This window comes from Mycobacterium sp. ITM-2016-00317, assembly GCF_002968295.1.
GTDB lineage: Bacteria > Actinomycetota > Actinomycetes > Mycobacteriales > Mycobacteriaceae > Mycobacterium.
Map to the genome: position 1 here is coordinate 792,019 of NZ_CP134399.1, position 21,239 is coordinate 813,257.

Here is a 21,239-nt window from a genome sequence, read left to right on the forward strand (position 1 = left end):
TCGACCCGGGACTAGCGTGTTGACACCCGTCAAGTAATACTGAGCACATGACGACGTCCACAGCGCTGTGTGAGCAGTTCGGTATCGACTTCCCGCTCTTCGCGTTCAGCCACTGCCGCGACGTGGTCGCCGCGGTGACCAATGCCGGCGGCTTCGGCGTGCTCGGCGCGACCGCCTACAGCCCCGAACAGCTCGACCAGGAGCTGGCGTGGATCGACGACGCCGTCGGCGGCAAGCCCTACGGCGTGGATCTGATCGTGCCCGCCAAGTTCGAGGGCAAGGGCGAGAAGCTGTCCAGCACCGACCTGGCCGGACGAATCCCGCAGGCCTACAAGGACCTCGTCGACGAACTGCTGCGCGCCCACGACATCGAACCCGAACCCGAGCGCCGGCTGGGCAAGCCGATGCTGTCGGGCAACACCGGCCACGAGTTGCTCGACGTCGCGCTGACCCATCCGGTCAAGCTGATCGCCAACGCCCTCGGCGTGCCGCCGGACTACATGATCGAAGCGGGCAAGGAACGGGGCATCCCGGTCGCGGCGCTGGTCGGGGCCAAGGAGCACGCGGTCAAGCAGGCCGCCGCGGGCGTGGATCTGATCGTCGCGCAGGGCACCGAGGCCGGTGGCCACTGCGGCGAGGTGAGCACGCTGGTCGTGGTGCCCGAGGTGCTCGAAGCGCTTGCCGACATCGGCAACTCGACGCCGGTGCTGGCCGCCGGTGGCATCGTGACCGGCCGCCAGATGGCCGGCATGGTCGCGATGGGCGCCGCCGGCGCGTGGACGGGTTCGGTGTGGCTGACCACCGAGGAGGCCGAGACCGCGCCCCATACCGTCAACAAGATGCTGGCCGCCAGCTCACGCGACACCGTGCGTTCCGCGGGCCGCACCGGAAAGCCGTCGCGACAGCTGGTGTCGGACTGGACGAACGCGTGGGCGCCGAACAAGGACGGTCAGCAGCCGCTCCCGCTGCCGCTGCAGTCGATGCTGTGCGAGCCGGTGATCCGCCGGATCGACGTGCTGGCCTCCCAGGGCCACGAGGGCGCGCAGGCGCTCGCGACCTACTTCGTCGGCCAGGGCGTCGGCCTGATGAACAAGGTGAAGCCGGCCCGCGAGGTCGTCCGCGAGTTCATCGAGGACTACGTGGCCGCCGCGGAGCGCCTCAGCAACTCACTTCCCGGCTGAGCTGGCCGCGGAACAGCATTCCCGGCCGTGGTCAGAGCGTGATTCGCAGCCCGGAACGCTATTCCGGGCCTAGTACGCCGGCGGCAGCCGCACCTCGAAGCGCGCGCCGGTCGGCAGGTTGTGCGCGGTCAGCGTGCCGTGGTGGGCCTGCACCAGACCGGCCGCGATCGCCAGGCCCAGCCCCGAACCGCTCGGCAGCGACGGATCCGTGCGCGGCACACGGCTGTTCGACCCGCGATAGGCCACGTCGAACACCCGCGGCAGGTCCGCCTCGTCGATGCCGACCCCGGTGTCGTCGACGCGCGCCCACACACTGTGCGCGTCACTGCCCAGCGCCAGCTCGACCGTCCCGCCCGACGGGGTGTGCGCGATCGCGTTGGCCACCAGATTCGACAACACACGCACCAGCGCCCGGTCGCTGCCGACCACCTGCACCGCCTGTTCGGGGATGCTCGCCACCAGTCGCACCCCGGCGCGTTCGGCCGTGATCCGGTGCGCGGCCACCACATCGTCGACGACCTCGTCGAGGGCCACCCGGTCGAACGACGGCGTCAGCGCGCCTGCGTTGATCTTCGACATCTCGAACAGGTCGTCGACCATCTCCGAGAGCCGAACCGATTCGTGCTCAATGTGTTTGGCGTACACCCGGACCTCGTCGCCGGGGACCACGCCGTCGGCGATCGCCTCGGAGAGCGCGCGGATGCCGGCCAGCGGGGTACGCAGGTCGTGGCTGACGAACGCGATCAACCGCCGCCGCGACTGTTCGGCGGCGTTCTCCGAGTCACGGATCTCGGCCTCCCACACCGTGCGCCGGGCCTGATATCGGCCCAGCATCACCGCGGCCGGGATCGCCACCACCGATACCACGACCAGCACGGCCGCCGTCCGCTCGAAGGTCTCGGTGACCATGAATCCGCTGGCCCCCAGCACGCCCGCCAGGGTGGCCAGCACCGGGATCAGCACCAGGGCGACCATGCTGACCGCGAGCGACCAGGACCGGGCCAGCCGGATCACCGCCGCGCCGATCAGCACCACGGGCACCGAGCAGGCCAGTGCCCAACCAACCATCTCCCAGATTTCAGCCGTCGGCACCGGAGGCCCACATGTAGCCGCGACCCCACACGGTCTGCACGCGATGCCGGTCGCCCAGCTTCGAGCGCAGCCGTTTGACGTGCACCGTGACCGTGGACAGGTCACCGAAGTTCCAGTGCCAGACCTGCTTGAGCAGGTCCTCGCGGGTGAAGACGGTGTCGGTATGGGCCAGGAAGAACAGCAGCAGATCGAACTCGCGGTTGGTCAGGCTGACCGGGTTGCCCGCCACGCTCACGGTGCGCGATGCGGTCGTCACCGTCAGGTCCCCGGAGGTGATGTCGACGGGGGACACCCCGCCGACGGCCGGGGCGCGCCGCAGCACCGACTTGACCCGCAGCGCGAGCTCACGGGGGCTGAACGGCTTGGTCAGGTAGTCGTCGGCGCCGGCTTCCAGCCCGGCGATCCGGTCCGACTCCTCGCCGAGGGCGGTCAGCAGGATCACCGGCACCGAGTAGTCCCCGCGCTGACGCAGGCTGCGGCACAGGGTCATCCCGTCCGGGCCCGGCATCATCACGTCCAGCACCGCGACGTCGATGTGCCGCGAACCGAGCAGGCGCAGCGCTTCGGTGCCGTCGTGGGCGGTGTAGACGTCCAAGCCGTCTCGCTCCAGATAACGACGCACGACATCGCGGACGACGTCGTCGTCATCGGCGATCAGGACCCTGGTCACCACACCGAGAGTAGCGCGGAGACGCCGCGACCTGCGTCGACGTCATGATTTCGTCAGGCTTTGAACGGGCCCGGACCTCGTCAGTACAGGGCTTTGCGCATGTTGTCCTCGTCGAGTCCCCTGCGGATCTCGTCGGCGTCGATGTCGGGGTACCTGTTGGTGTAGATCGCCCTGGCCAGTTCGGCCGCGCTCGGCACCGCGGTCGGGTTCCAGGTCTCCGGCTTCCATGCCTGTGCCCGCAGGAACGCCTTCGCGCAGTGGAAGAAGACCTCTTCGACGCTGATCTCCAGCGCCAGGATGGGCCGCTTGCCCTGCACCGCCATCGCGTCGAAGTAGTCGGCGTCGGCCATGATCCGGGCGCTGCCGTTGATCCGCAGGGTGTCGCCGCGGCCCGGAATCACGAACAGCGTGCCCACCCGCGGGCGCTCCAGCACGTTCAGGAAGCCGTCGACGCGCTTGTTGCCCGGGCGTTCGGGAATCGCGATGGTGCGGTCGTCGAGAATCTGCACGAACCCGGCCGGGTCCCCCTTCGGTGACACGTCGAGGCGACCGTCACCGTCCAGCGTCGCGACGAAACCCAGCGGCGACTGCGACAGCCACTGCTGTTCGGCCGCGGACAACCGGGACCGCACCTTGGCGGCCACCGCCGCGTTGGGGTGTCCGACGATCTCGCGCAGTTCGTCGGCGGAGGTCACTTGACGGCTCATGCCTCCATCATGGGGGTCAGCCGAACCGGCTGGCGAGCGCGCGCCGGTCCACCTTGCCGATGCCACGCAGCGGCAGCTCCCCGACGATGTGCAGCTGACGTGGCGCCGCGGACGACGGCAGCGTCGCGGCGACGTGAGACCGTAACTCTTCCAACGTGATCGACGATCCGGGCGTCGGGACCACCGCGACCGCCACCCGCTGCCCGAGGCGCTCGTCGGCGACGCCGAACACTGCGCAGTCGGCGACCGCGGGGTGGGTTGCCACGGCGGCCTCCACGATGCCGGGCAGCACCTTGAGCCCTCCGGTGCTGATCGCGTCGTCCACCCGGCCCAGCACCTGCAGCCGCCCCGAATCCTGCACCGCACCGAGGTCGTCGGTGCGGAACCAGCCGGGCTCGGCGAACGGGTCGGGGGAGACCGGGTTTCGGTAGCCGGTGGCGACGGTCGGGCCGCCCAGCCAGATCCGGCCGCCGCCGTCGATGCGCACCGCGACCCCGTCGAGGGGGATGCCGTCGTAGACGCAGCCGCCGGCGGTCTCGCTCATCCCGTAGGTGCGGACCACGGAAATACCTGCCGCAGAGGCTCTTTCGGCCACGCCCGCGGGCATCGGACCGCCGCCGATCAGCACCGCGTCCAGGCCGGCCAGTGCCAGGGCCGCGTGCGGGTCGCGCAGTGCCTTGTCCAGTTGCGCGGCGACCAGCGACGTGTAGCGGCGGCCCGGTCCCATCGCGTCGATCCCCGAGACCAGCTGTGGTGCGGTGAACGACGGCGGCACGGTCACCGGCGGGGCGCCGGCGAGCGCGCTGCGAACCAGCACCTGGAATCCGGCGACGTGGTAGGCGGGCAGCGCCAGCAGCCAGCGGCCCGGCCCGCCGAGCCGCGCATGCGTCGCGTCGGCACTCGCGGTCAGCGCACGCACCGTCAGCATCGCGCCCTTGGGGGTACCGGTGGTGCCCGACGTGGACAGCACCACCGCGATGTCGTCGCCGATCGGCTGGCCGGCGCGCAACGCGGTGGTCAGCAGCTCCGCCTGGCCGGGGTCACCGGCGGGCACCGGAAGGATGGCGGCGCGGCCGGCGAGGACGTCGCGGACCACCGCCAGCGCGTCCCCGGCGCCGAACTCCACCGCGCGCAGGACGGCTATCGGTCCTCCTCCGGGTCGTCGCGCGGATCGTCGAGCGGCCAGCCGCAGGTGGCCAGCCTCGCCCGGACCCGCTCGATGTCGTCGGGGGACGGCAATTCGTCGGTGATGTGGGTGATCAGCACCCCGATGTCGACGGGGTCGATGTCCGGCCCTTCGCCGGCGACGAGCTCGGCGACGACGGCTCTGACCTCGTCGTCGGTGAGCCGTCGGCGCAGCAGGGCCAGTAGCGGAACGCGGTCGGGCCCCGGCACGCCCTCCGGATAGCCGGCCGCGATCCACGCCACGATCCTGGCGAGAAATCTGGTCACGAGCTCACTCCCCATTCGGGCGCGAATCCACCCCTTCGGCACCCCGATGTTAGCCGCGGCGGCGCGTCGGGGTTCGCTGTGCACGAGGCCGGGAGAACGGTTGACGCCTAGAAGATGAACATCAGGTGAACACGGCCGCCCGGGAGCGGGAAACGCCACGTCGCGGCCCCCACGCGAGGCGACCGAAATTAGTCAGATCCGCTGGCCGGGCAGCAGAATCAACCCATGAGCGCAGAGCTTGTCATCTTGGTGCTGTTGATAGCCACCGCGCTGGCTTTCGACTTCACCAACGGCTTTCACGACACCGGCAACGCGATGGCGACCTCCATCGCGACCGGCGCGCTCAAGCCCAAGACGGCGGTGATCCTGGCCGGCATCCTGAATCTGGTCGGCGCCTTCCTGTCCGTCGAGGTCGCCGTCACGGTCACCACCTCGGTGCTCAAGATCCAGGACAGCGACACCGGTCAGCTGATCCCGTCGATCGACGCGTCGACCGGATTGACGATCATCTTCGCCGGCCTGATCGGCGGCATCCTGTGGAACCTGCTGACCTGGTTGTTCGGTATCCCGTCGAGTTCCTCGCACGCGCTGTTCGGCGGTCTGATCGGCGCCGGCCTGGCCGCGGTCGGGCTGGCCGGGGTCAACTGGTCCGGGGTCACGGCGAAGGTGCTGATCCCGGCCGTCGCCGCGCCGGTGATCGCGTGCCTGGTCGCCTGCTGCGGCACCTGGCTGGTCTACCGCGTCACCCGCAACGTGGCCAAGAAGCGGCGCGAACAGGGCTTCCGCTGGGGCCAGATCGCGACCGCGTCCCTGGTCGCGCTGTCGCACGGCACCAACGACGCGCAGAAGACGATGGGCGTGATCGCGCTGGCGCTGATCACCACCGGCCACCTGAGCGGGGACGTCAAGGAGCAGGGCCTGCCGTTCTGGATCATCGCGTCGTGCGCGTTGGCGATCGGGCTGGGCACCTACCTGGGCGGGTGGCGGGTCATCCGCACCCTCGGCAAGGGTCTGGTCGAGATCGAGTCGCCGCAGGGCCTGGCGGCCGAGGCGTCGTCGGCGGCCATCATCCTGAGCTCCAGCGCTGCTGGCATGGCGCTGTCGACCACGCACGTGGCCACCGGCTCGATCCTGGGCAGCGGTGTCGGCAAGCCCGGGGCCGAGGTGCGCTGGGCGGTGGCCGGCCGGATGGCGGTGGCGTGGCTGATCACCCTGCCCGCCGCCGGCCTGGTCGGTGCGCTGTCGTTCTGGCTGTCCTACGGCGTCGAGTCGCTCACCGGGTCGTCGCTGGCCGGCGACGGCCTGATCTTCGTGCTGCTGTGCGCGCTGTCGTTCTACCTGTGGTGGCGCGCCCAGCACCAGAAGGTGGACCGGCACAACGTCAACGCTGATTGGGACGACTCGACCAACTCGGTGATTCCGGCCGAACTGCGCGAGCAGCGCGCCGACACCAAGCCCGCCGCGCCGGGGAAGGAACGGACCCTGACATGACCTACCTGGAGAGCATCCTCAAAGTGCTCGGCATCGGGCTGCTGCTCGGCGCCGGACTGCCCGCGGTCTTCGCCGTCGGCCTGGTGGCGTTCTCGCGCGGGGACGGCTCCGACGGGTCCGACGGCACCGCCGCGGCGGCGCCCAATCACGCGCTGAAGTTCCTCGGGGTGACGCTGTTCGTGTTCGTCGGCGCGGTGATCCTGACCGCGGTGCTGTGGATCACCCGGGGCACGATCATCCACCACACCGGCGTGGACCTGTTCCCGTTCCTGTCCGGAAAGTGAGCTGAGAGGTTATGGCCGAGAGCGCGTTCAACAACATCCTGGGCTGGCTGCACCGGGGCTACCCGCAGGGCGTCCCGCAGCAGGACTACTTCGCGCTGCTGGCGCTGCTGGCCCGCACGCTCACCGAGGACGAGGTGGTCAGTGTCGCGCAGCTGGTGCTCAAGGGCACCGACTCCGACACCGTGACGCCCGAGGAGATCCGCGCGGCGATCCATCTGGTCACCGCCAAGGAACCCAACCCCGAAGAGGTGAACCAGGTCGCGGCCCGGCTGGCGTCGGTCGGCTGGCCGCTGGCGGCGCCCGCGGGCTAGGTGGGCTTTCAGTCGCGGGTGTCGCGCCGCAGCGGGTGGTCCTTGGGCACCTCGACGAAGATCAGGCCGACCCCGTCGGGGTCGGTGACGTGCATCTCCAGCAGCCCCCACGGCTCGCGGCGCGCCTCGCGCGCGATCGGCACCCCGCGCTCCCGCAGCTGATCCTGGGCGGCGGCCAGGTCACGCACCTGCAGCCACAGCGCGCCCGGGAACGGCGGCGAGCCGTCGGCCGGGGCGCCGTGGCCGGCGAGTTCGATCAGCGACTGTCCGGCATAGAACACCGTGCCGCCGGCGTACTCCCTGGCGATCGCCAGGCCGATGCCGTCGCGGTAGAACGCCACCGACCGCGCATGGTCGCTGGGGCGGAACAGCATGCGGCTGGCCAGGATCTCCATGCAGCGTGTCTACCACGCCGGTCAGCCGATACGGCGGCCCGTACCTGCCCAGTATGGTTCGCGCAGTGCGCGTTTGAGGAGCTTCCCGCTCGGATTGCGGGGCAGCGCGTCGACGAAGTCCACACTCTTGGGGAGCTTGAACCCGGCGAGCCGGTCCCGTGCGAACGCGATCAACTCGGCCTCGGTGGGCGGGGTGCCCCGGGCGACGACGCGGGCGACGACGACGGCCTTGACCGCCTCGCCCCAGCGACGGTCCGGCACACCGATCACCGCGACGTCGGCCACCGCGGGGTGCGTCATCAGCACGTTCTCCACTTCGGCGGGGTACACGTTCTCCCCGCCGGAGACGATCATGTCCTTGATCCGGTCGTGCAGATAGAGGTAGCCGTCGGCGTCGACGAACCCCGCGTCGCCGGTCTTGAGCCAGCCGTCGGCGGTCAGCGTGGCCGCCGACGCGTCGGGGTTGTTCCAGTAGCCGAGCATGTTCTGCGGCGAGCGGGTCCACACCTCGCCGACCGTGCCGGGTGCGGCGTCGGCGCCGTCGTCGCCGACCACCCGCAGCTGCACCCACGGGTACGGCTTGCCGCACGAGCGCAGCAGCTCCGGCAGGTGGTCGGGCCCGTCGAGCTGGGTGATCGAGCCGGTGGTCTCGGTCATGCCGTACACCTGCGCGAAGATCCCGCCGAACCGGCCGATGCCGCGGGTCAGCACGTCGTCGCTGATCGGTGACGCGCCGTAGACGATCAGCCGGAGGTGGGACAGGTCCACGTCGTCGATGCCGTCGGTGTCGAGCAGGAACTGGATCACCGCGGGCACCAGCAGCATGTTGGTGACGCGGTGGCGGGCCAGCGCGTCGAGGATGGCGCCGGTGTCGACGTCGCGCAGCACGACGGTGGTCGCGCCCTGCCACAGCCCGGCGAACGCCCATCCGGAGCCGGCCATGTGGAACAGCGGCATCACCGCCAGGCTGACGGCGTCGGCGTCGAACTGCCAGTGCCGGGCCACCCCGCCGGTCTTGCAGACGTAGTTGGTGTTGCTCAGCATCACGCCTTTGGGCAGGCCGGTGGTGCCGGAGGTGTACATCAGGAACACCAGGTCGTCGGGTCCGGTGACGACGCCGGGGTCGACGGGCGGATGCGCCGCGGTCCACGCGTCGAACGCGGGCCAGCGCGGATGGCGCCCGAGCACCACGATATCGGCGTCGAGGTCGGCCTCGACGGCTTCCAGATGCTCGACGAACTCCTGGCCGACGATCACCAGCCGGGCCCCGGAGTCGGCGATGACATGGCGCATCTCCGGTGCGGCCAGCCGCCAGTTGACCGGCACCCCGACCGCCCCGATCTTGGCCAGACCGAACGCGGCGTCGAAGAATTCGATGCCGTTCTTCTCGACGAAGGCGACTCGGTCACCGAAGCCGACTCCGGCCGCGGCGAACGCCTGGGCGGCGCGGCTGGACCGGTCGTCGAGCTCGCCGTAGGTGACCGTGGTGCCGCCGGCCACCAGGGCCGGCGCGTCGGGCCGGTCCCTGCCGTGGCTGCGGACGATGTCGGCGAGGTTGTGGAACAAGGCTTTCAATCCTTGGGTTGCATGCGCTGGCGCTTCATCACGGTGTCCACCGCGGCCGGGGCGATGCTGTTGATCGCGTGCGCGGTGACCGCGATGCGGGGCGCGATGCTGACCGGGCGGTGCCGCGCGGCGGTGACGATCCAGCCGGCTGCCTCCTCGGCGGACAGTCCGGGCAGCCCGTCGTAGGCGCGCGTCGGTGCGATCATCGGGGTCTTCACCAGCGGGTAGAACAGTGTGGTCGCATGCACGCCGCGGTCGGACCACTCGGTCTCGATGATGCGGCTGATCGAGCTCAGCGCGGCCTTGGACGCGGTGTACACCCCGAACAGCGGCGGGGATTCGGTCTTCACGCCCCAGGTCGACACGTTGATGACGTGCCCGTCGCCACGCTCGAGCATGCCGGGGGCGAGGCCGCGGATCAGCCGCAGCGGCCCGTAATAGTTGAGCGTCATGGTGCGCTCGACGTCGTGCCAGCGCTCCAGCGACTCCTCCAGCGGCCGCCGGATCGAGCGGCCCGCGTTGTTGACCAGTATGTCGATGCCGCCGAGTTCTCTCTCGACGGTGGCCACGAGCTCGTCGACCGCGTCGAGGTCGGACAGGTCGCACACGTGCGCGCTGGCCCGCCCGCCCGCGTCGGTGATGCGTGCGACGAGATCGTCGAGCAGTTCCTGCCTGCGGGCCACGGCGACTACGACGGCGCCGCGGCGGGCCAACTTCTCGGCGGCGGCCTCGCCGATGCCCGAGGAGGCCCCGGTCAGCAGGATGCGCTTGCCACGCAGCTCGACGGTCTCGCGGGTGGGCCGGTTCAGCAGAGTGGGCAGGATCGGGGGCCGCATACCGGTCAGCACCACCTGCTCGGCCAGCCGCCGGAAGGGATTCCTGCTCGTCACAATTCGCGAGTCTATTTCCCACGCCGAAATTGCATTCCACGCGGTATCCGAGCGGTTTCGGGCGCATGGAATGCAATTTCGGCAGCGGGTCAGGCGAGCAGCTTCTCGCTGAGCTCCCACAGCCGCTCGGCCGATTCCGGATTCACGGCATATCCGGTGACGCCCCGGGTGAGCTGCGAGGTGCCGGCCTGCAGGTCCATGACGGTCGAGGCGGCGTCGGCCTCCAGCGGTGCGATGTCGACGTCGACGAGGTAGACACCGCCGATGTCGGCCAGCAGCGGGCTGGTCGCGGCGAACACCTGGGTGGCGGCGCCCTGCTGCGGGGTCTTCATGTCGCGGCTGGGGTCGATGATCGGCTGGTCGTTGTCGTCGACGAGGCCCATGATGCGCCAGTCATCGAGGGTGAACGACGGGCCGAGGTTGGTCGAGACGATCCCGCCGGGGTGCAGCGAGTAGCCGCGGATGCCGTCCTCGCTGAATCGGCGATCGAGCTCGACGGCGAACAGCACGTTGGCGGTCTTGGACTGGCCGTAGGCGGTCATCCCGTCGTACTCGGTCTCGAAATGTGGATCTTCCCAACGGATGTCGGAGAGGTGGTGGCCCCAGGACGACACCTCGACGACGCGCGCGCCGCCGGCGGCGCGCAGGGCGGGCAACAGCCCGGTGGTCAGCTGGAAGTGGCCGAGATGGTTGGTCGCGAACTGGGCTTCGTAGCCGCGCGCGTCCCGGACCAGATCTCCGCCCATGATGCCCGCGTTGTTGATCAGCGTGTGCAACGGGGTTTCGCCGTAGCCGGCGACGAACCGGTCGATCGAGGCCGGGTCCATCAGGTCGAGCGGCTCGACCCGGACACGGTCGATGCCGGCCAGCGCCGCCGCGGCCGTCGCGGGATTACGGCTGCCCACCACGACGTTGGCACCGGCATTGGCCAGGGCGCGCGTGGTTTCCAGGCCGAGGCCGACGTGGCCGGCGGTGACGATCGCGGTGCGTCCGGTCAGGTCGATGCCGGCGAGGACGTCGTCGGCGGTGGAGGCGGCGGTGAAACCGGAACCGAGGGGATGTTGTTTGTGCGTCATGAGATCCACTCTGCAGCCGGAGGGACGTACGTTGAATGGTTGAAAGTTCAGATTTTCTGCGTGATAGTACGGAGATGATGCGAGATCAGCTGTCGGACGTCTTCGATCTCATCGAGGTCCGCGGGCTCGTCTCCGGCGGGTTGTCAGTGCGCGGCGACTGGTTCTGCTCCTTTGAGCTGACGGACCCGCTGAAGATGATCGCGGTGGTGTGCGGGCAGCTTCGGCTCACCGCCGACGGGTACGGCCCGATCACCCTGGGGCCCGGCGACGTCGCGATCCTCAACCAGCGCAGGCAGATGGACGTCGTGGGTGGGCCCGGTCTCGCGCCGCCCACGAGGCTCGATGTCGACGCGTCGGAACGGGCCTTCGTGCGGGTGGACGACCCGAAATGTGGCGAGGCCGACGTGATCATCGGCGGCCACATCGCCGTGAATCCGATCGGCGAGGCTCTGCTCACGCAGGCACTGCCGCCGGTCAGCCACGTCCGTGCGTCCGCCGACGAGGCCACCCAGTTGCACGCGATCCTCAACCGGGTGCTCGACGAGGTGACCGGCGGCCGGGTGGGCTCGGCCTTCGCCGTTCAGGCGCAGGGCCAACTCCTGCTCCTCGAAGTGATGCGTGCCTATATCGCCCAGGCCGACGAACTGCCCTCGGGCTGGTTGCGTCTGCTGGCCGATGAACGGCTGCGTCCCGCGGTCGCCGCGATGCACGACGATCCCGGAAAGCCTTGGCGTCTGGAGGAACTCGCCCGTGCTGCGGCGATGTCGCGCACCTCGTTCGCCGAACGCTTCCGGTCCGTGTCGGGTATGCCGCCGCTGACCTACCTCAACACCTGGCGCATGCAGCTGGCCCGGAATGCGTTGCGCGACAGCGACGTCCGGGTCGGGCCACTCGCGTTCGAGCTGGGCTACACCTCGGAGAGCGCGTTCAGCAATGCGTTCAAGCGTGAGGTCGGGCTGTCGCCGCTGCGCTACCGCGCCTCCCTGGTGAATCCGGCGCGCAATGCGACGCTGAGTGTCGCAAAGCGCGCCGGATCCGGCTAGAAATAGCGGGGGAACGGCGACCAGTCGGGGTCGCGCTTCTCCAGGAACGCGTCACGTCCCTCGACGGCCTCGTCGGTCATGTAGGCCAGCCTGGTGGCCTCACCGGCGAACAGCTGCTGGCCGACCAGGCCGTCCTCGGGGAGGTTGAACGCGTACTTGAGCATCCGGATCGCCTGCGGCGACTTGCCGTTGATCTCCGAGGCCCACTGCAGCGCAACATTTTCCAGTTCAGCGTGGTCGACGACCTCGTTGACCGCGCCCATCGCGTGCATCTGCTCGGCGGTGTAGGGGCGGCCCAGGAAGAAGATTTCGCGGGCGAACTTCTGCCCGGTCTGACTCGCCAGGTACGCCGATCCGTAGCCGGCGTCGAACGACCCCACGTCGGCGTCGGTCTGCTTGAACCGGGCGTGCTCGCGCGACGCCAACGTGAGGTCGCACACCACGTGCAGCGAGTGCCCGCCGCCGGCGGCCCACCCGTTGACCAGACAGATCACCGGTTTGGGCATGAACCGGATCAGCCGCTGCACCTCCAGGATGTGCAGGCGCCCCGCGCGGGCAGGGTCCACCGTCTCGGCGGTCTCCCCGGAGGCGTACTGGTAGCCGCTGCGGCCACGGATGCGCTGGTCCCCGCCGGAGCAGAACGCCCAGCCGCCGTCCTTGGGCGACGGACCGTTGCCGGTCAGCAGCACCACGCCGACGTCCGAGGACATCCGGGCGTGGTCGAGGACGCGGTAGAGCTCGTCGACGGTGTGCGGACGGAACGCGTTGCGCACCTCCGGGCGGTCGAAGGCGATCCGCACCGTCGGCTTTCGTTCGCCGTCGACGACGTGGCGGTGGTAGGTGATGTCGGTCAGGTCCTCGAAGCCGGCCACCGGCTCCCACAGGCTGGCGTCGAAGGGGTTGCTCGCAGCGTCGGTCACGAGGTCACACGCTATCGAAGCGGAATACCGCGCAGCGCCCGGCCAGCGCCTCGAACTCGTCGGGGTTCGGTCCGGTCACCAGGCCGGCGCTCTTCATGAAATCGACGCCGGTGGGCACCAGGACCGGGAACTGCCGCAGCAGCGGGCGGGCCTGGTCGACGGGAACCTCCACCATCCGCACGCGCTCGCGCCGCTTGCCTTGCAGCAGCACCGCATCAGGATCGGCCTGCAGATTGCGCACCCAGTCCGCGCCGGGCAGGCCGCCGACCACGTAGCGGCGGCCGTCGACCTCGAACGGCGTGACCGGCGTCTTGCGTGGCTTGCCCGACTTGCGGCCGGTCACCTCCAGCACCGCTGGACCGCCCGTGAACAGTCCCGTCCGGTTGACGGCGATCATCACCTTGTTGACGTACTTCAGCCACCACGGCGGCCGGACCCGCTCAGACTCGACCATGCCACCGAAACTACAACTGGATGCCGTGGGCCCACAGTGCGGAGATCAGCCCGTCCCTGCGTTCGCGGGTAGGTAGCGGGTCGACGAGCGCGAAGGCGCATCCCAGCGCGCGGGCGCCGCCGTCGGCCTCGTCGCTGTCCCCGACCATCAATGCCCGCTCGGCAGGCACGCCGACGCGCTCCAGCGCGGTCCGGAAGATCTCCGGATCCGGTTTGACGGCGCCGACCTCGAACGACAGTACGTACTCGTCGACCGTCCCGACGCCGTCGAACGCGGGCCGCACGTCGAACGCGATGTTGGACACCACGGCGGTCTTGATGCCGCGTCGGTGCAGTCCCGCGAGCACCGTCGCGGTGTCGGGGTAGGGCGTCCAGCACGCCGGATCGATCACCCGGCTGTACAGCGACTCGGCGTGGTGGCGGGCCAGCCCGGATTCGCGCAGCACGTGCAGATACGCCTCGCGGTGCAGGTGTGGGGCCAGATCCCGGTTCATCCACGCCTGCAGCGCCTCGGGGGTCATCGACACCGACCGGCCCGTCGGGGCGGTCAGCCGGCGCATCAGTTCGGCCTGCACGTGCCCGTCGACTTCCCGGTTGCCCTCGGTGTCGAGTTCCATCCCCGCGAACCAGCTCTCGTCCTCTTCGAGCCGGAACAGCGTGCCGGAGTAGTCGAACAGCACCGCTTGCAGATCAGCCATCCCACCATCGTGCCAGGTGTGAAGTTTTCGCTCAGTGGCTGAACAGCGGCGTCCAGCACCACCTGGGTGGGGTCCGCGACGCCGACGTGGTGATCGACGTGTTCGACACAGCCGGTGCGGCGTCGGTGGCCGCGCGCACCGCCGTCCCCGGCGCATAGCGTTGCGCCGCAGTGACTGTCAACCCTCGAGCACCGCGCGCATGTCCGACTTCTGCCACAGGTTGAGGAAGTTCGTCATCATCAGCAGCCGGCTGCGCGTCTGCTCGTTGCCGGCGATCGCCGGGTCGAACCGGTCGGCAACCCGCTCGGGCAGCACCTTGAGCAGGTAGCCGGGCACGTCGAGCAGCCAGGTGGTCCCCATGATCGCGACGTAGCCGAGCAGGTGGTCGCCCAGCGCCGCGACGTCGAGTTCCGGGCCGCCCGCCGCGGTGTACTCGGCGGCGAGATGGGTCAGCAGACCCCACGAATGACGTTCCCACAGTGTGGTTTCGGCGCTGCACAGCGAGCCCCAGACGGCCATCGCGAGGTTCATCCGGCCGACGCATCCCCAGTCCAGCAGCCCGCACCGCAGCAGGTCTCTCTCGCGCCAGAACCACGCGTTGTCGACGTTGGCGTTCCAGTGGCACAGCGCGACGTGGTCCGGGTCGGCGGCCAGCCGGTCCCACACCGCGTCCACCCGCTGCGGGACCAGCGCGACGTCATCGGAGAGGCGGGCGAGGAAGTCCGGCGAGACGAGCTCGCCGGGCAGAAGTCCCGGATGCCGGTCGCCCAGGGCACCGAGCAGATCGACGCGGCGCCGCAGCTGCGCCGCGGTGTGCGGCGGCCGATCTCCGACCGAGAGCTGTCGCATGTCGACGGCGAAACCCGCGTCGGCGCCGAGCCGTCCGGCCTTGTCGCTGCCTGCGAGCCGGCCCAGCGCGCTGAACAACGCCAGGTAGTGCTGCAGCGGATCCGGCATCGAATGGTCGGCGCACTTGTCGTACTGTCGCTCGACGCCGTTGTCGCCGAACCGGATTCGCTCCGTGATCAGGATCCCGGTGCCGGAGTCGGCGTGGTAGTCGGCGAACACGCAGCGCGGCACCGCGATCGGGAACCGTGCGGCGCGGGTCAGCAACGCGAAGCGCACCTCCAGCGCCATCTGGCCGCGGCCCAGATCGCGGGCCGGATCATCGAAGTCGCGGGAGAACTTGACGAACAACTCGCGCGGCAGGCCGCCGGGCCTGCGGTAGGACACTGTCAGCAGGGCTTTGCGCCCGGTGCTGCCGCCGCGGAACTCGGTCAGCTCGTCGACGGCCACGACGGCGTCGTCGTCGGCCAGCGCGCCGGACCGATGCAACGCTGCGGTGAGGAAATCGGGCCCGGCCTCATGCAGCGTCGAGGCGTCGGCGGGGAACGGCAGACCGAGATGATCGCCGGGGCAGGTCCGCATGCGGTGATTGTGCCCGGCGTTCACACGTAGCGGTTGCGTCCCGCCAACGCGCCGGAGACCGTCTGCACCACGAAGACGGCCAGGAACATCGCCCACGGCACGGTCCACCCGTGCGTCACGTCGTGCAGCAGACCGAACAGGAACGGACCTGTTCCCGCGATGAGATAGCCGAATCCCTGCGCCATGCCCGAGAGTTGGGCGGTGTCCTCGGCGGTGCGGGCCCGCAGGCCCAGCAGCGCCAATGCCATGGAGAACGCGCTCATACCGATGCCCAGCAGCAGGCTCCACAGCAGCGGTTGCGCCGCCGGGGCGAGCATCAGGCCGACGACGCCGGCGAACCCGAAAACGCTCGTCCCGACGATCCAGATGCTCTGGCTGGGCCTGCGCGCCGCGATCGGCGTGATCACCAGCGAGAGCGGAACCCCGACCAGCGACGTGACCGCGACGAACAGCCCGGCCTGCACCTTGTCGATCCCGTGGTCGATGAAAACCTGTGGCAGCCAGCCCATCATGATGTAGGCCATGAACGCCTGACTGCCGAAGAACAGGGTGACCGTCCAGGCCAGCGGGTTGCGCAGCAGCGAGCGACGGCCCGGGGTCCGCGTGCTGTGCACCGCCCAGGCGCCGCGATGCCGTCCGGTCGCCGGGATCCACACCGCCAGCGCCACCACGGACACCACCGCCCACACCATCAGCGCCGCGCGCCACCCGCCGAGCGGTTCCTCCAGGCCGGGCGTCACCGCCGAGCCGAGCGCCCCGCCACCCTGCAGGGCGGCGGTGTAGATACCGGTCATCAGCCCGATACGGGCCGGGAAGGATCCTTTGATGACGACCGGGATGAGCACGTTGGCCAGCGCGATGCCCGCGCACGCGATCAGCGTGGCGCCGATGACCACGGGCGCCCCGCCGATGCCGCGGAGCACGAGACCGGCGGTCAGCGCGATCATCGCGGTCGAGATCGCCCGGCCCAGGCCGATTCTGGCGGCCAACCGCGGGGCCGCGAGACCGGCGCCCGCGAAGCACAGCGCGGGCAGCGTCGTCAGCAGTCCGGCCCAGGTGGCCGACACCGAAAGATCGGCGCGGATGTCGTCGAGCAGCGTCGCGATGCTGGTGACCGCGGGACGGAGGTTCAGCGCGGCGAGCACGACGGCCACCGCCAGCAACGCGCCTCCGGCGGCCGTCGAGACGCGACCCGGCGCCTCGGGCGCCGGGTCGACGAAGATCTGCTGCCGGTCCGTGGACATCCTGCTACCGTGCCATACATCCCATGATTGGATGAAAGGATTATTCGTGTGCCGTTGAACACAACACGGCGCTCGAGCCTCGTCGATCAGGTCATCGAGCAGCTCCGGCACGCCGTCGTCAGCGGGGAGTGGCCCGTCGGCGAACGGATACCCAACGAGACCGTGCTCGTCGAGTCGCTCGGGCCGGCCGCAACACCGTACGCGAAGCCGTACGGGCGCTCGCGCACGCGGGGATCCTCGAGGTCCGCCAGGGCGACGGCACCTATGTCCGGGCCACCAGCGAGGTGTCCGGCGCGCTACGCCGGCTGGCCGGCGCCGAGCTACGGGAGGTGCTCGAGGTACGCCGCGCGTTGGAAGTTGAGGCCGCCCGGTTGGCCGCCGCCCACCGCACCCCCGAAGACGTGGCCGGGATGCGGGCACTGCTGGCCCGCCGCGCCGAACTCGCCGCCGCCGACGACACCGACGAGTTCGCCCGCGTCGACGCCGAATTCCACCTAGCCGTGGTGCGCAGCGCGCGCAACCGCACCCTCGCCGAGCTGTACCGCGGCCTGATCGAGGTCGTCACCGCCAGCGTCGCGACGACCCGCCACGTGCCGGTCGACCGCTGCGACCACGGTGTGCTGCTCGACCGGATCGCCGCCGGGGAACCCGAAGCGGCCGCCCGCACCGCGGGGGCGTTCCTGGACCGGATCCTCGAAGGCCTCGCCTCAGCCGACCGGGTCTGATCGGCGGCTCAGCCGACCGGACCTGATTGGCGGCTCAGCCGACCGGGTCTGATTGGCGGCTCAGCCGACCGGACCTGATTGGCGGCTCAGCCGACCGAACGCCCCGCGCCTTCCCAGAACTGCGCCCGCACCGCCTTCTTGTCCGGCTTGCCCAGCGCGGTCACCGGCACCGACTCCACGACGATCACCTGCTTGGGCGTGTGCACCGAGCCCTTGCGCTCCTTGACCGACGCCTGGATCTCGGACGTCATCGTGGCCACGGCGGCCTCCGAGCCATCGGCGTCGGGCCGCAGCACCACCACCGCGGTCACTGCCTCGCCCCACTTGTCGTCGGGGGTGCCGATCACGCACACCTGCGCCACCGAAGGATGTTCGGCCACCACGTCTTCCACCTCACGCGGGAACACGTTGAAGCCGCCGGTGACGATCATGTCCTTGGTGCGGTCGACGATGTAATAGAAGCCGTCCTCGTCCTCGCGGGCCAGATCGCCGGTGTGCATCCAGCCGTTGCGGAACGTCTCGGCCGTCGCGTCCGGCAGGTTCCAGTAGCCGCCCGACAGTAGCGGCCCCGCGACGCAGATCTCGCCGACCTCCCCGCGTGGCACCGGCTGGTCGTCCGGACCGAGCAATGCCACCTTGGCGAACAGCGTCGGGCGTCCGCACGACGTCAGCCGCTTCTCGTCGTGATCCTTCTTGGACAGGTAGGTGATCACCATCGGCGCCTCGGACTGGCCGTAGTACTGCGCGAAGATCGGCCCGAACCGGCGGATCGCCTCGGCCAGCCGCACCGGGTTCATCGCCGATGCGCCGTAATAGACGGTCTCCAGCGACGACAGGTCACGGGTGTGCGAATCCGGGTGGTCCATCAGCGCGTAGATCATCGACGGCACCAGCATCGTCGCGGTGATCTTCTGCTCCTCGATCACCCGCAGCACCTCGCCCGGGTCGAACTTGGTCAGCACGATCAACTCGCCGCCCTTGACGATCACCGGGGTGAAGAACGCCGCCCCGGCATGTGACAGCGGCGTGCACATCAGGAAGCGCGGGTTCTCCGGCCACTCCCACTCGGCCAGCTGCACGGTCGTCATCGTGGTGATCGACTGCGTCGTCCCCATGACGCCCTTCGGCTTACCTGTGGTGCCACCGGTGTAGGTCAGGCCGCCGATGTGGTCGGGCGGCAGGTCGGCCGCGACCAGCGGCCGGGGTGCGTACTTGGCGGCCTCGGCGCTCAGATCCACCGCGGTGACGCCACTCTGGGCGAGTTCGGGCGGGACCGGGCCGATGGTCAGCACCTGCTTGAGCGAGGGCACCTTCTCCGCCAGGCCGAGTGCGCGCTCGACGAACATCGGGTTGGGATCGATGATCAGCGACGTGACCTCGGCGTCGGAGAGCACGTAGGCGTGGTCGTCCAGCGAGCCCAACGGGTGCAGCGCGGTGCGGCGGTAGCCCTGCGTCTGGCCGGCGCCGATGATCATCAGCACCTCGGGGCGGTTCAGCGACAGCAGGCCGACGGCCGCCCCGGTACCGGCGCCGAGCGCCTCGAACGCCTGGATGTACTGACTGATGCGGTCGGCGAGTTCACCGCCGGTCAGCGTGGTGTCCCCGAGGAACAGCACGGGACGGTCCTTGTGGCGCTTGAGCGCGCCGACGGTGAGGTGGCCGGAGTGGAGGAAGTGGCGCAGCTGATCACTCATGCCGACCAGATTAGAACGTGTTCCAATTCCAGTCAGCCGGTCCCTGCGAATCGCTGCCCATCAGCACATCTGTCGGCCCGTGCCGCGGGAACGAGGCTCAGAAGCGGGATGGGGCCCGGCCCAGCTCGCGCAGCCAGCCCTTGCGCGCGGCGGGATACCACTTGAACGACGCCGGCACGTAGCCCCATCCGGTGCGGACGGCCGACCGGATCGCCCGGTAGCGCCGCTCGTCGCCCCGCGACCACGGGATGTCGAAGCGTTCCCGCACCACCGCGGGCAGGCCGCCGAAGATCACCAGCCGCATCGGCGGGGCCAGCGCCATCCGCACCGGCAGGGCGGGCAGCAGCGCGTCGGCCAGCGTACGCAGCCGCGGGTGGGTCGGGTAGTCCGGGGAGGCGCTCATGTCGGGGATCGCGGGCCTGCCGATGAACTCGATCAGGTAGTCCGACGCGGGATTGGGCTGCAGCACCTCACGGCAGTACCGGTCGAACTCGCGCTCGAAAGCGGCGCGGTCGGCAGGCACCACGGACTCGGTCATCCCGTAGCGCCGGTACCACTCGCGCCCCTCGGCGTAGAGCTGCTCGCTTTCCCGCGTGTTGAGGCCGTGGCGATCCCAGTGCAGCGCAATGCGATCCACCATCCGCTGGAAGGTCGCGTGCGCCCACCAGAACGTCTCCGGGTTCAGCGCGTGGTAGCGCTGCCCGCCCGCCAGCGTGCCCTTGATGTCGTGGTGGAAGTCGCGCACCCGCAAGCCGGTCGCCTCGGCGCCCGGCCCGTCGTACACCGTGCCCAGAATGCCGGGCAGGGAACGGAACACCCGGCCGACCGGGTCGTCGAAGAAGTCGGAGTGGTCGATCAGACCCTGTCCGATCGCCGGATGCATGGTCTGCAGCAGCCCCGCGGTGCCGCCCTCGAATGCGATGCGCATGTCACCGGCCCACCGCCACAGCAGCGAGGACGGCCCGAGTGCGGTGCCGTCAGCGGGGGAGTTCACCGACGTCATGTTGCTGCCCCCCGAAGTACTTGTCCAGCAGTCTTTCCCGGGACCGGTCCCCCCACCGCTCCAGCTGGGCCCGGCCCGGGCGGTTGCGCCGTTCGCCCTCCCCGGGTGGTGTCGTGTGTCACCATGGCGCCATGCTGACACGAGCGATCATTCGCGTTCAATTCGCATCCGGATGAGCCCCGACGCGTCGTCCCGGCTGCGCCGGGCGCCCAGGCAGGAGCGGTCCAAGGCGATGGTGGACCGCATCCTCGACGCGGGGGAGCAGATGCTGATCGCCCACGGTTTCGACGGTGCGTCGACCAACCGCATCGCGTCGGCGGCCGGGATCAGTCCGGGCTCGCTGTACCAGTACTTCCCGAACAAGGACGCGATCGCCGCGGCCGTCATCGACCGGTTCAGCGACCAGCTGTCGGCGCGGGTGGCGGCCCGGGTGTCCGAGCGGCTGGACCAGCCGGCCCCCGACTACGTACGCGAGTCGATCGGCGCGTTGGTCGACGCGCTCGACGTGCATCCCGAGTTCCTCCGCGCGGTGATGGAGCAGACGCCACGGCTGGGCACGACCAGCAAGCTGGCGGCCTTCGAGCAGCGGATCGGCGAGCTGACGGTGGCCTATCTGACGATCAACAAGCGCCAGGTCAGGCCCGACGCCACCCTGGACACCGCGGCCTGGATGCTGGTGCGGATGGTCGAGCACCTGTGCGTCCGCTTCATCCTCGACCAGCCCGCGATCGACCGCGAGACGTTCATCGACGAGATCACGTCGATGGCGCTGAACTATCTGCGGCCATGGCCCGCGCCGCCCGTGGAGTGCTTCTGATGGGGCAACCGAAACGCGAATTGAAGGCGAGCATCTGCTCGTGTCAGCATTCCGGGCACGGTCGGCCCAGGGATTTTGCTGATTCCTCACCGATCCGTG

Annotated in this window: 22 protein-coding genes and 1 pseudogene; 7 read left to right on the plus strand and 16 right to left on the minus strand. The window is 69.9% G+C overall.

The features are described 5' to 3' along the window. Nucleotides 1-47: 47 nt before the first annotated feature. The gene (locus C6A87_RS03850; protein WP_311116058.1) at nucleotides 48-1,181 is read left to right on the plus strand and encodes a nitronate monooxygenase; all 1,134 of its coding nucleotides are present in this window, start codon (nucleotides 48-50) and stop codon (nucleotides 1,179-1,181) included. Nucleotides 1,182-1,250: 69 nt separating this feature from the next. Here C6A87_RS03850 and C6A87_RS03855 read toward each other — a convergent pair whose 3' ends face one another. The 5 genes from C6A87_RS03855 to C6A87_RS03875 form a co-directional block, all read right to left on the minus strand. After that, a complete protein-coding gene (locus C6A87_RS03855; RefSeq protein ID WP_396837064.1) occupies nucleotides 1,251-2,249 on the minus strand; it encodes a sensor histidine kinase in 999 nt (332 codons plus the stop codon). A 10-nt stretch (nucleotides 2,250-2,259) separates the two neighbouring features. Beyond that, on the minus strand, nucleotides 2,260-2,943 hold the full coding sequence (locus tag C6A87_RS03860) for a response regulator transcription factor (protein ID WP_311116060.1): 684 nt from the start codon (nucleotides 2,941-2,943) through the stop codon (nucleotides 2,260-2,262). An 80-nt stretch (nucleotides 2,944-3,023) separates the two neighbouring features. Then, nucleotides 3,024-3,650 carry a pyridoxamine 5'-phosphate oxidase family protein gene (locus tag C6A87_RS03865; RefSeq protein ID WP_311116061.1) on the minus strand — a complete coding sequence of 209 codons (627 nt, stop codon included), beginning with the start codon at nucleotides 3,648-3,650 and terminating at the stop codon, nucleotides 3,024-3,026. Between the two features lie 16 nt (nucleotides 3,651-3,666). Further along, a complete protein-coding gene (gene menE, locus C6A87_RS03870) occupies nucleotides 3,667-4,746 on the minus strand; it encodes an o-succinylbenzoate--CoA ligase (protein ID WP_311117809.1) in 1,080 nt (359 codons plus the stop codon). A gap of 44 nt (nucleotides 4,747-4,790) precedes the next feature. Beyond that, nucleotides 4,791-5,102, minus strand: a complete 312-nt coding sequence (locus C6A87_RS03875; protein ID WP_311116062.1) for a DUF3349 domain-containing protein — start codon at nucleotides 5,100-5,102, stop codon at nucleotides 4,791-4,793. A gap of 225 nt (nucleotides 5,103-5,327) precedes the next feature. Between C6A87_RS03875 and C6A87_RS03880 the strand changes: the two genes are divergently transcribed. Genes C6A87_RS03880 through C6A87_RS03890 form a run of 3 tightly spaced genes read left to right on the plus strand, consistent with a single transcriptional unit; the run spans nucleotide 5,328 to nucleotide 7,188 of the window. Beyond that, nucleotides 5,328-6,593, plus strand: a complete 1,266-nt coding sequence (locus C6A87_RS03880) for an inorganic phosphate transporter (RefSeq protein WP_311116063.1) — start codon at nucleotides 5,328-5,330, stop codon at nucleotides 6,591-6,593. After that, a complete protein-coding gene (locus C6A87_RS03885; RefSeq protein ID WP_311116064.1) occupies nucleotides 6,590-6,877 on the plus strand; it encodes a hypothetical protein in 288 nt (95 codons plus the stop codon). The genes C6A87_RS03880 and C6A87_RS03885 overlap by 4 nt, the downstream gene beginning before the upstream one ends. An 11-nt stretch (nucleotides 6,878-6,888) precedes the next feature. After that, the gene (locus C6A87_RS03890) at nucleotides 6,889-7,188 is read left to right on the plus strand and encodes a DUF3349 domain-containing protein (protein WP_311116065.1); all 300 of its coding nucleotides are present in this window, start codon (nucleotides 6,889-6,891) and stop codon (nucleotides 7,186-7,188) included. Between the two features lie 8 nt (nucleotides 7,189-7,196). Here C6A87_RS03890 and C6A87_RS03895 read toward each other — a convergent pair whose 3' ends face one another. The 4 genes from C6A87_RS03895 to C6A87_RS03910 form a co-directional block, all read right to left on the minus strand. Further along, nucleotides 7,197-7,583: a VOC family protein gene (locus C6A87_RS03895; protein WP_311116066.1), complete on the minus strand. Its 387-nt coding sequence runs from the start codon at nucleotides 7,581-7,583 to the stop codon at nucleotides 7,197-7,199. A gap of 21 nt (nucleotides 7,584-7,604) precedes the next feature. Beyond that, nucleotides 7,605-9,149, minus strand: a complete 1,545-nt coding sequence (locus C6A87_RS03900) for a long-chain-fatty-acid--CoA ligase (protein WP_311116067.1) — start codon at nucleotides 9,147-9,149, stop codon at nucleotides 7,605-7,607. 5 nt (nucleotides 9,150-9,154) lie between these two features. Continuing rightward, a complete protein-coding gene (locus C6A87_RS03905) occupies nucleotides 9,155-9,985 on the minus strand; it encodes an SDR family oxidoreductase (RefSeq protein ID WP_396837065.1) in 831 nt (276 codons plus the stop codon). 143 nt (nucleotides 9,986-10,128) lie between these two features. After that, nucleotides 10,129-11,115, minus strand: coding sequence for an SDR family NAD(P)-dependent oxidoreductase (locus tag C6A87_RS03910; RefSeq protein ID WP_311116069.1), 987 nt, complete (start codon nucleotides 11,113-11,115; stop codon nucleotides 10,129-10,131). 74 nt (nucleotides 11,116-11,189) lie between these two features. On the opposite strand from C6A87_RS03910, the gene C6A87_RS03915 reads away from it, so the two are divergent. Beyond that, on the plus strand, nucleotides 11,190-12,158 hold the full coding sequence (locus C6A87_RS03915) for an AraC family transcriptional regulator (RefSeq protein WP_311116070.1): 969 nt from the start codon (nucleotides 11,190-11,192) through the stop codon (nucleotides 12,156-12,158). Here the strand turns inward: C6A87_RS03915 and C6A87_RS03920 are convergent. The 5 genes from C6A87_RS03920 to C6A87_RS03940 form a co-directional block, all read right to left on the minus strand. Continuing rightward, nucleotides 12,155-13,078 carry a 1,4-dihydroxy-2-naphthoyl-CoA synthase gene (locus C6A87_RS03920; RefSeq protein ID WP_311116071.1) on the minus strand — a complete coding sequence of 308 codons (924 nt, stop codon included), beginning with the start codon at nucleotides 13,076-13,078 and terminating at the stop codon, nucleotides 12,155-12,157. The genes C6A87_RS03915 and C6A87_RS03920 overlap by 4 nt on opposite strands. A gap of 4 nt (nucleotides 13,079-13,082) precedes the next feature. Then, complete coding sequence (locus tag C6A87_RS03925) at nucleotides 13,083-13,532, minus strand: nitroreductase family deazaflavin-dependent oxidoreductase (protein ID WP_311116072.1); 450 nt, start codon at nucleotides 13,530-13,532, stop codon at nucleotides 13,083-13,085. A gap of 10 nt (nucleotides 13,533-13,542) precedes the next feature. Then, entirely contained in the window at nucleotides 13,543-14,229 is a 687-nt protein-coding gene (locus C6A87_RS03930) for an HAD-IA family hydrolase (protein WP_311116073.1), read from the minus strand. A gap of 177 nt (nucleotides 14,230-14,406) precedes the next feature. Then, nucleotides 14,407-15,657 carry a hypothetical protein gene (locus C6A87_RS03935; protein ID WP_311116074.1) on the minus strand — a complete coding sequence of 417 codons (1,251 nt, stop codon included), beginning with the start codon at nucleotides 15,655-15,657 and terminating at the stop codon, nucleotides 14,407-14,409. Between the two features lie 20 nt (nucleotides 15,658-15,677). After that, entirely contained in the window at nucleotides 15,678-16,901 is a 1,224-nt protein-coding gene (locus C6A87_RS03940) for an MFS transporter (RefSeq protein ID WP_311116075.1), read from the minus strand. 48 nt (nucleotides 16,902-16,949) lie between these two features. Between C6A87_RS03940 and C6A87_RS03945 the strand changes: the two are divergent. After that, a pseudogene (locus C6A87_RS03945) lies at nucleotides 16,950-17,626 on the plus strand (FadR/GntR family transcriptional regulator). 86 nt (nucleotides 17,627-17,712) lie between these two features. Here C6A87_RS03945 and fadD8 read toward each other — a convergent pair. Both fadD8 and C6A87_RS03955 read right to left on the minus strand, forming a co-directional pair. Further along, nucleotides 17,713-19,320, minus strand: coding sequence for a fatty-acid--CoA ligase FadD8 (gene fadD8 / locus C6A87_RS03950; protein WP_311116076.1), 1,608 nt, complete (start codon nucleotides 19,318-19,320; stop codon nucleotides 17,713-17,715). Nucleotides 19,321-19,417: 97 nt separating this feature from the next. Continuing rightward, nucleotides 19,418-20,323, minus strand: a complete 906-nt coding sequence (locus tag C6A87_RS03955) for an oxygenase MpaB family protein (protein ID WP_311116077.1) — start codon at nucleotides 20,321-20,323, stop codon at nucleotides 19,418-19,420. A gap of 172 nt (nucleotides 20,324-20,495) precedes the next feature. On the opposite strand from C6A87_RS03955, the gene C6A87_RS03960 reads away from it, so the two are divergent. Further along, a complete protein-coding gene (locus tag C6A87_RS03960; RefSeq protein WP_311116078.1) occupies nucleotides 20,496-21,140 on the plus strand; it encodes a TetR/AcrR family transcriptional regulator in 645 nt (214 codons plus the stop codon). The last annotated feature ends 99 nt before the right edge of the window (nucleotides 21,141-21,239 follow it).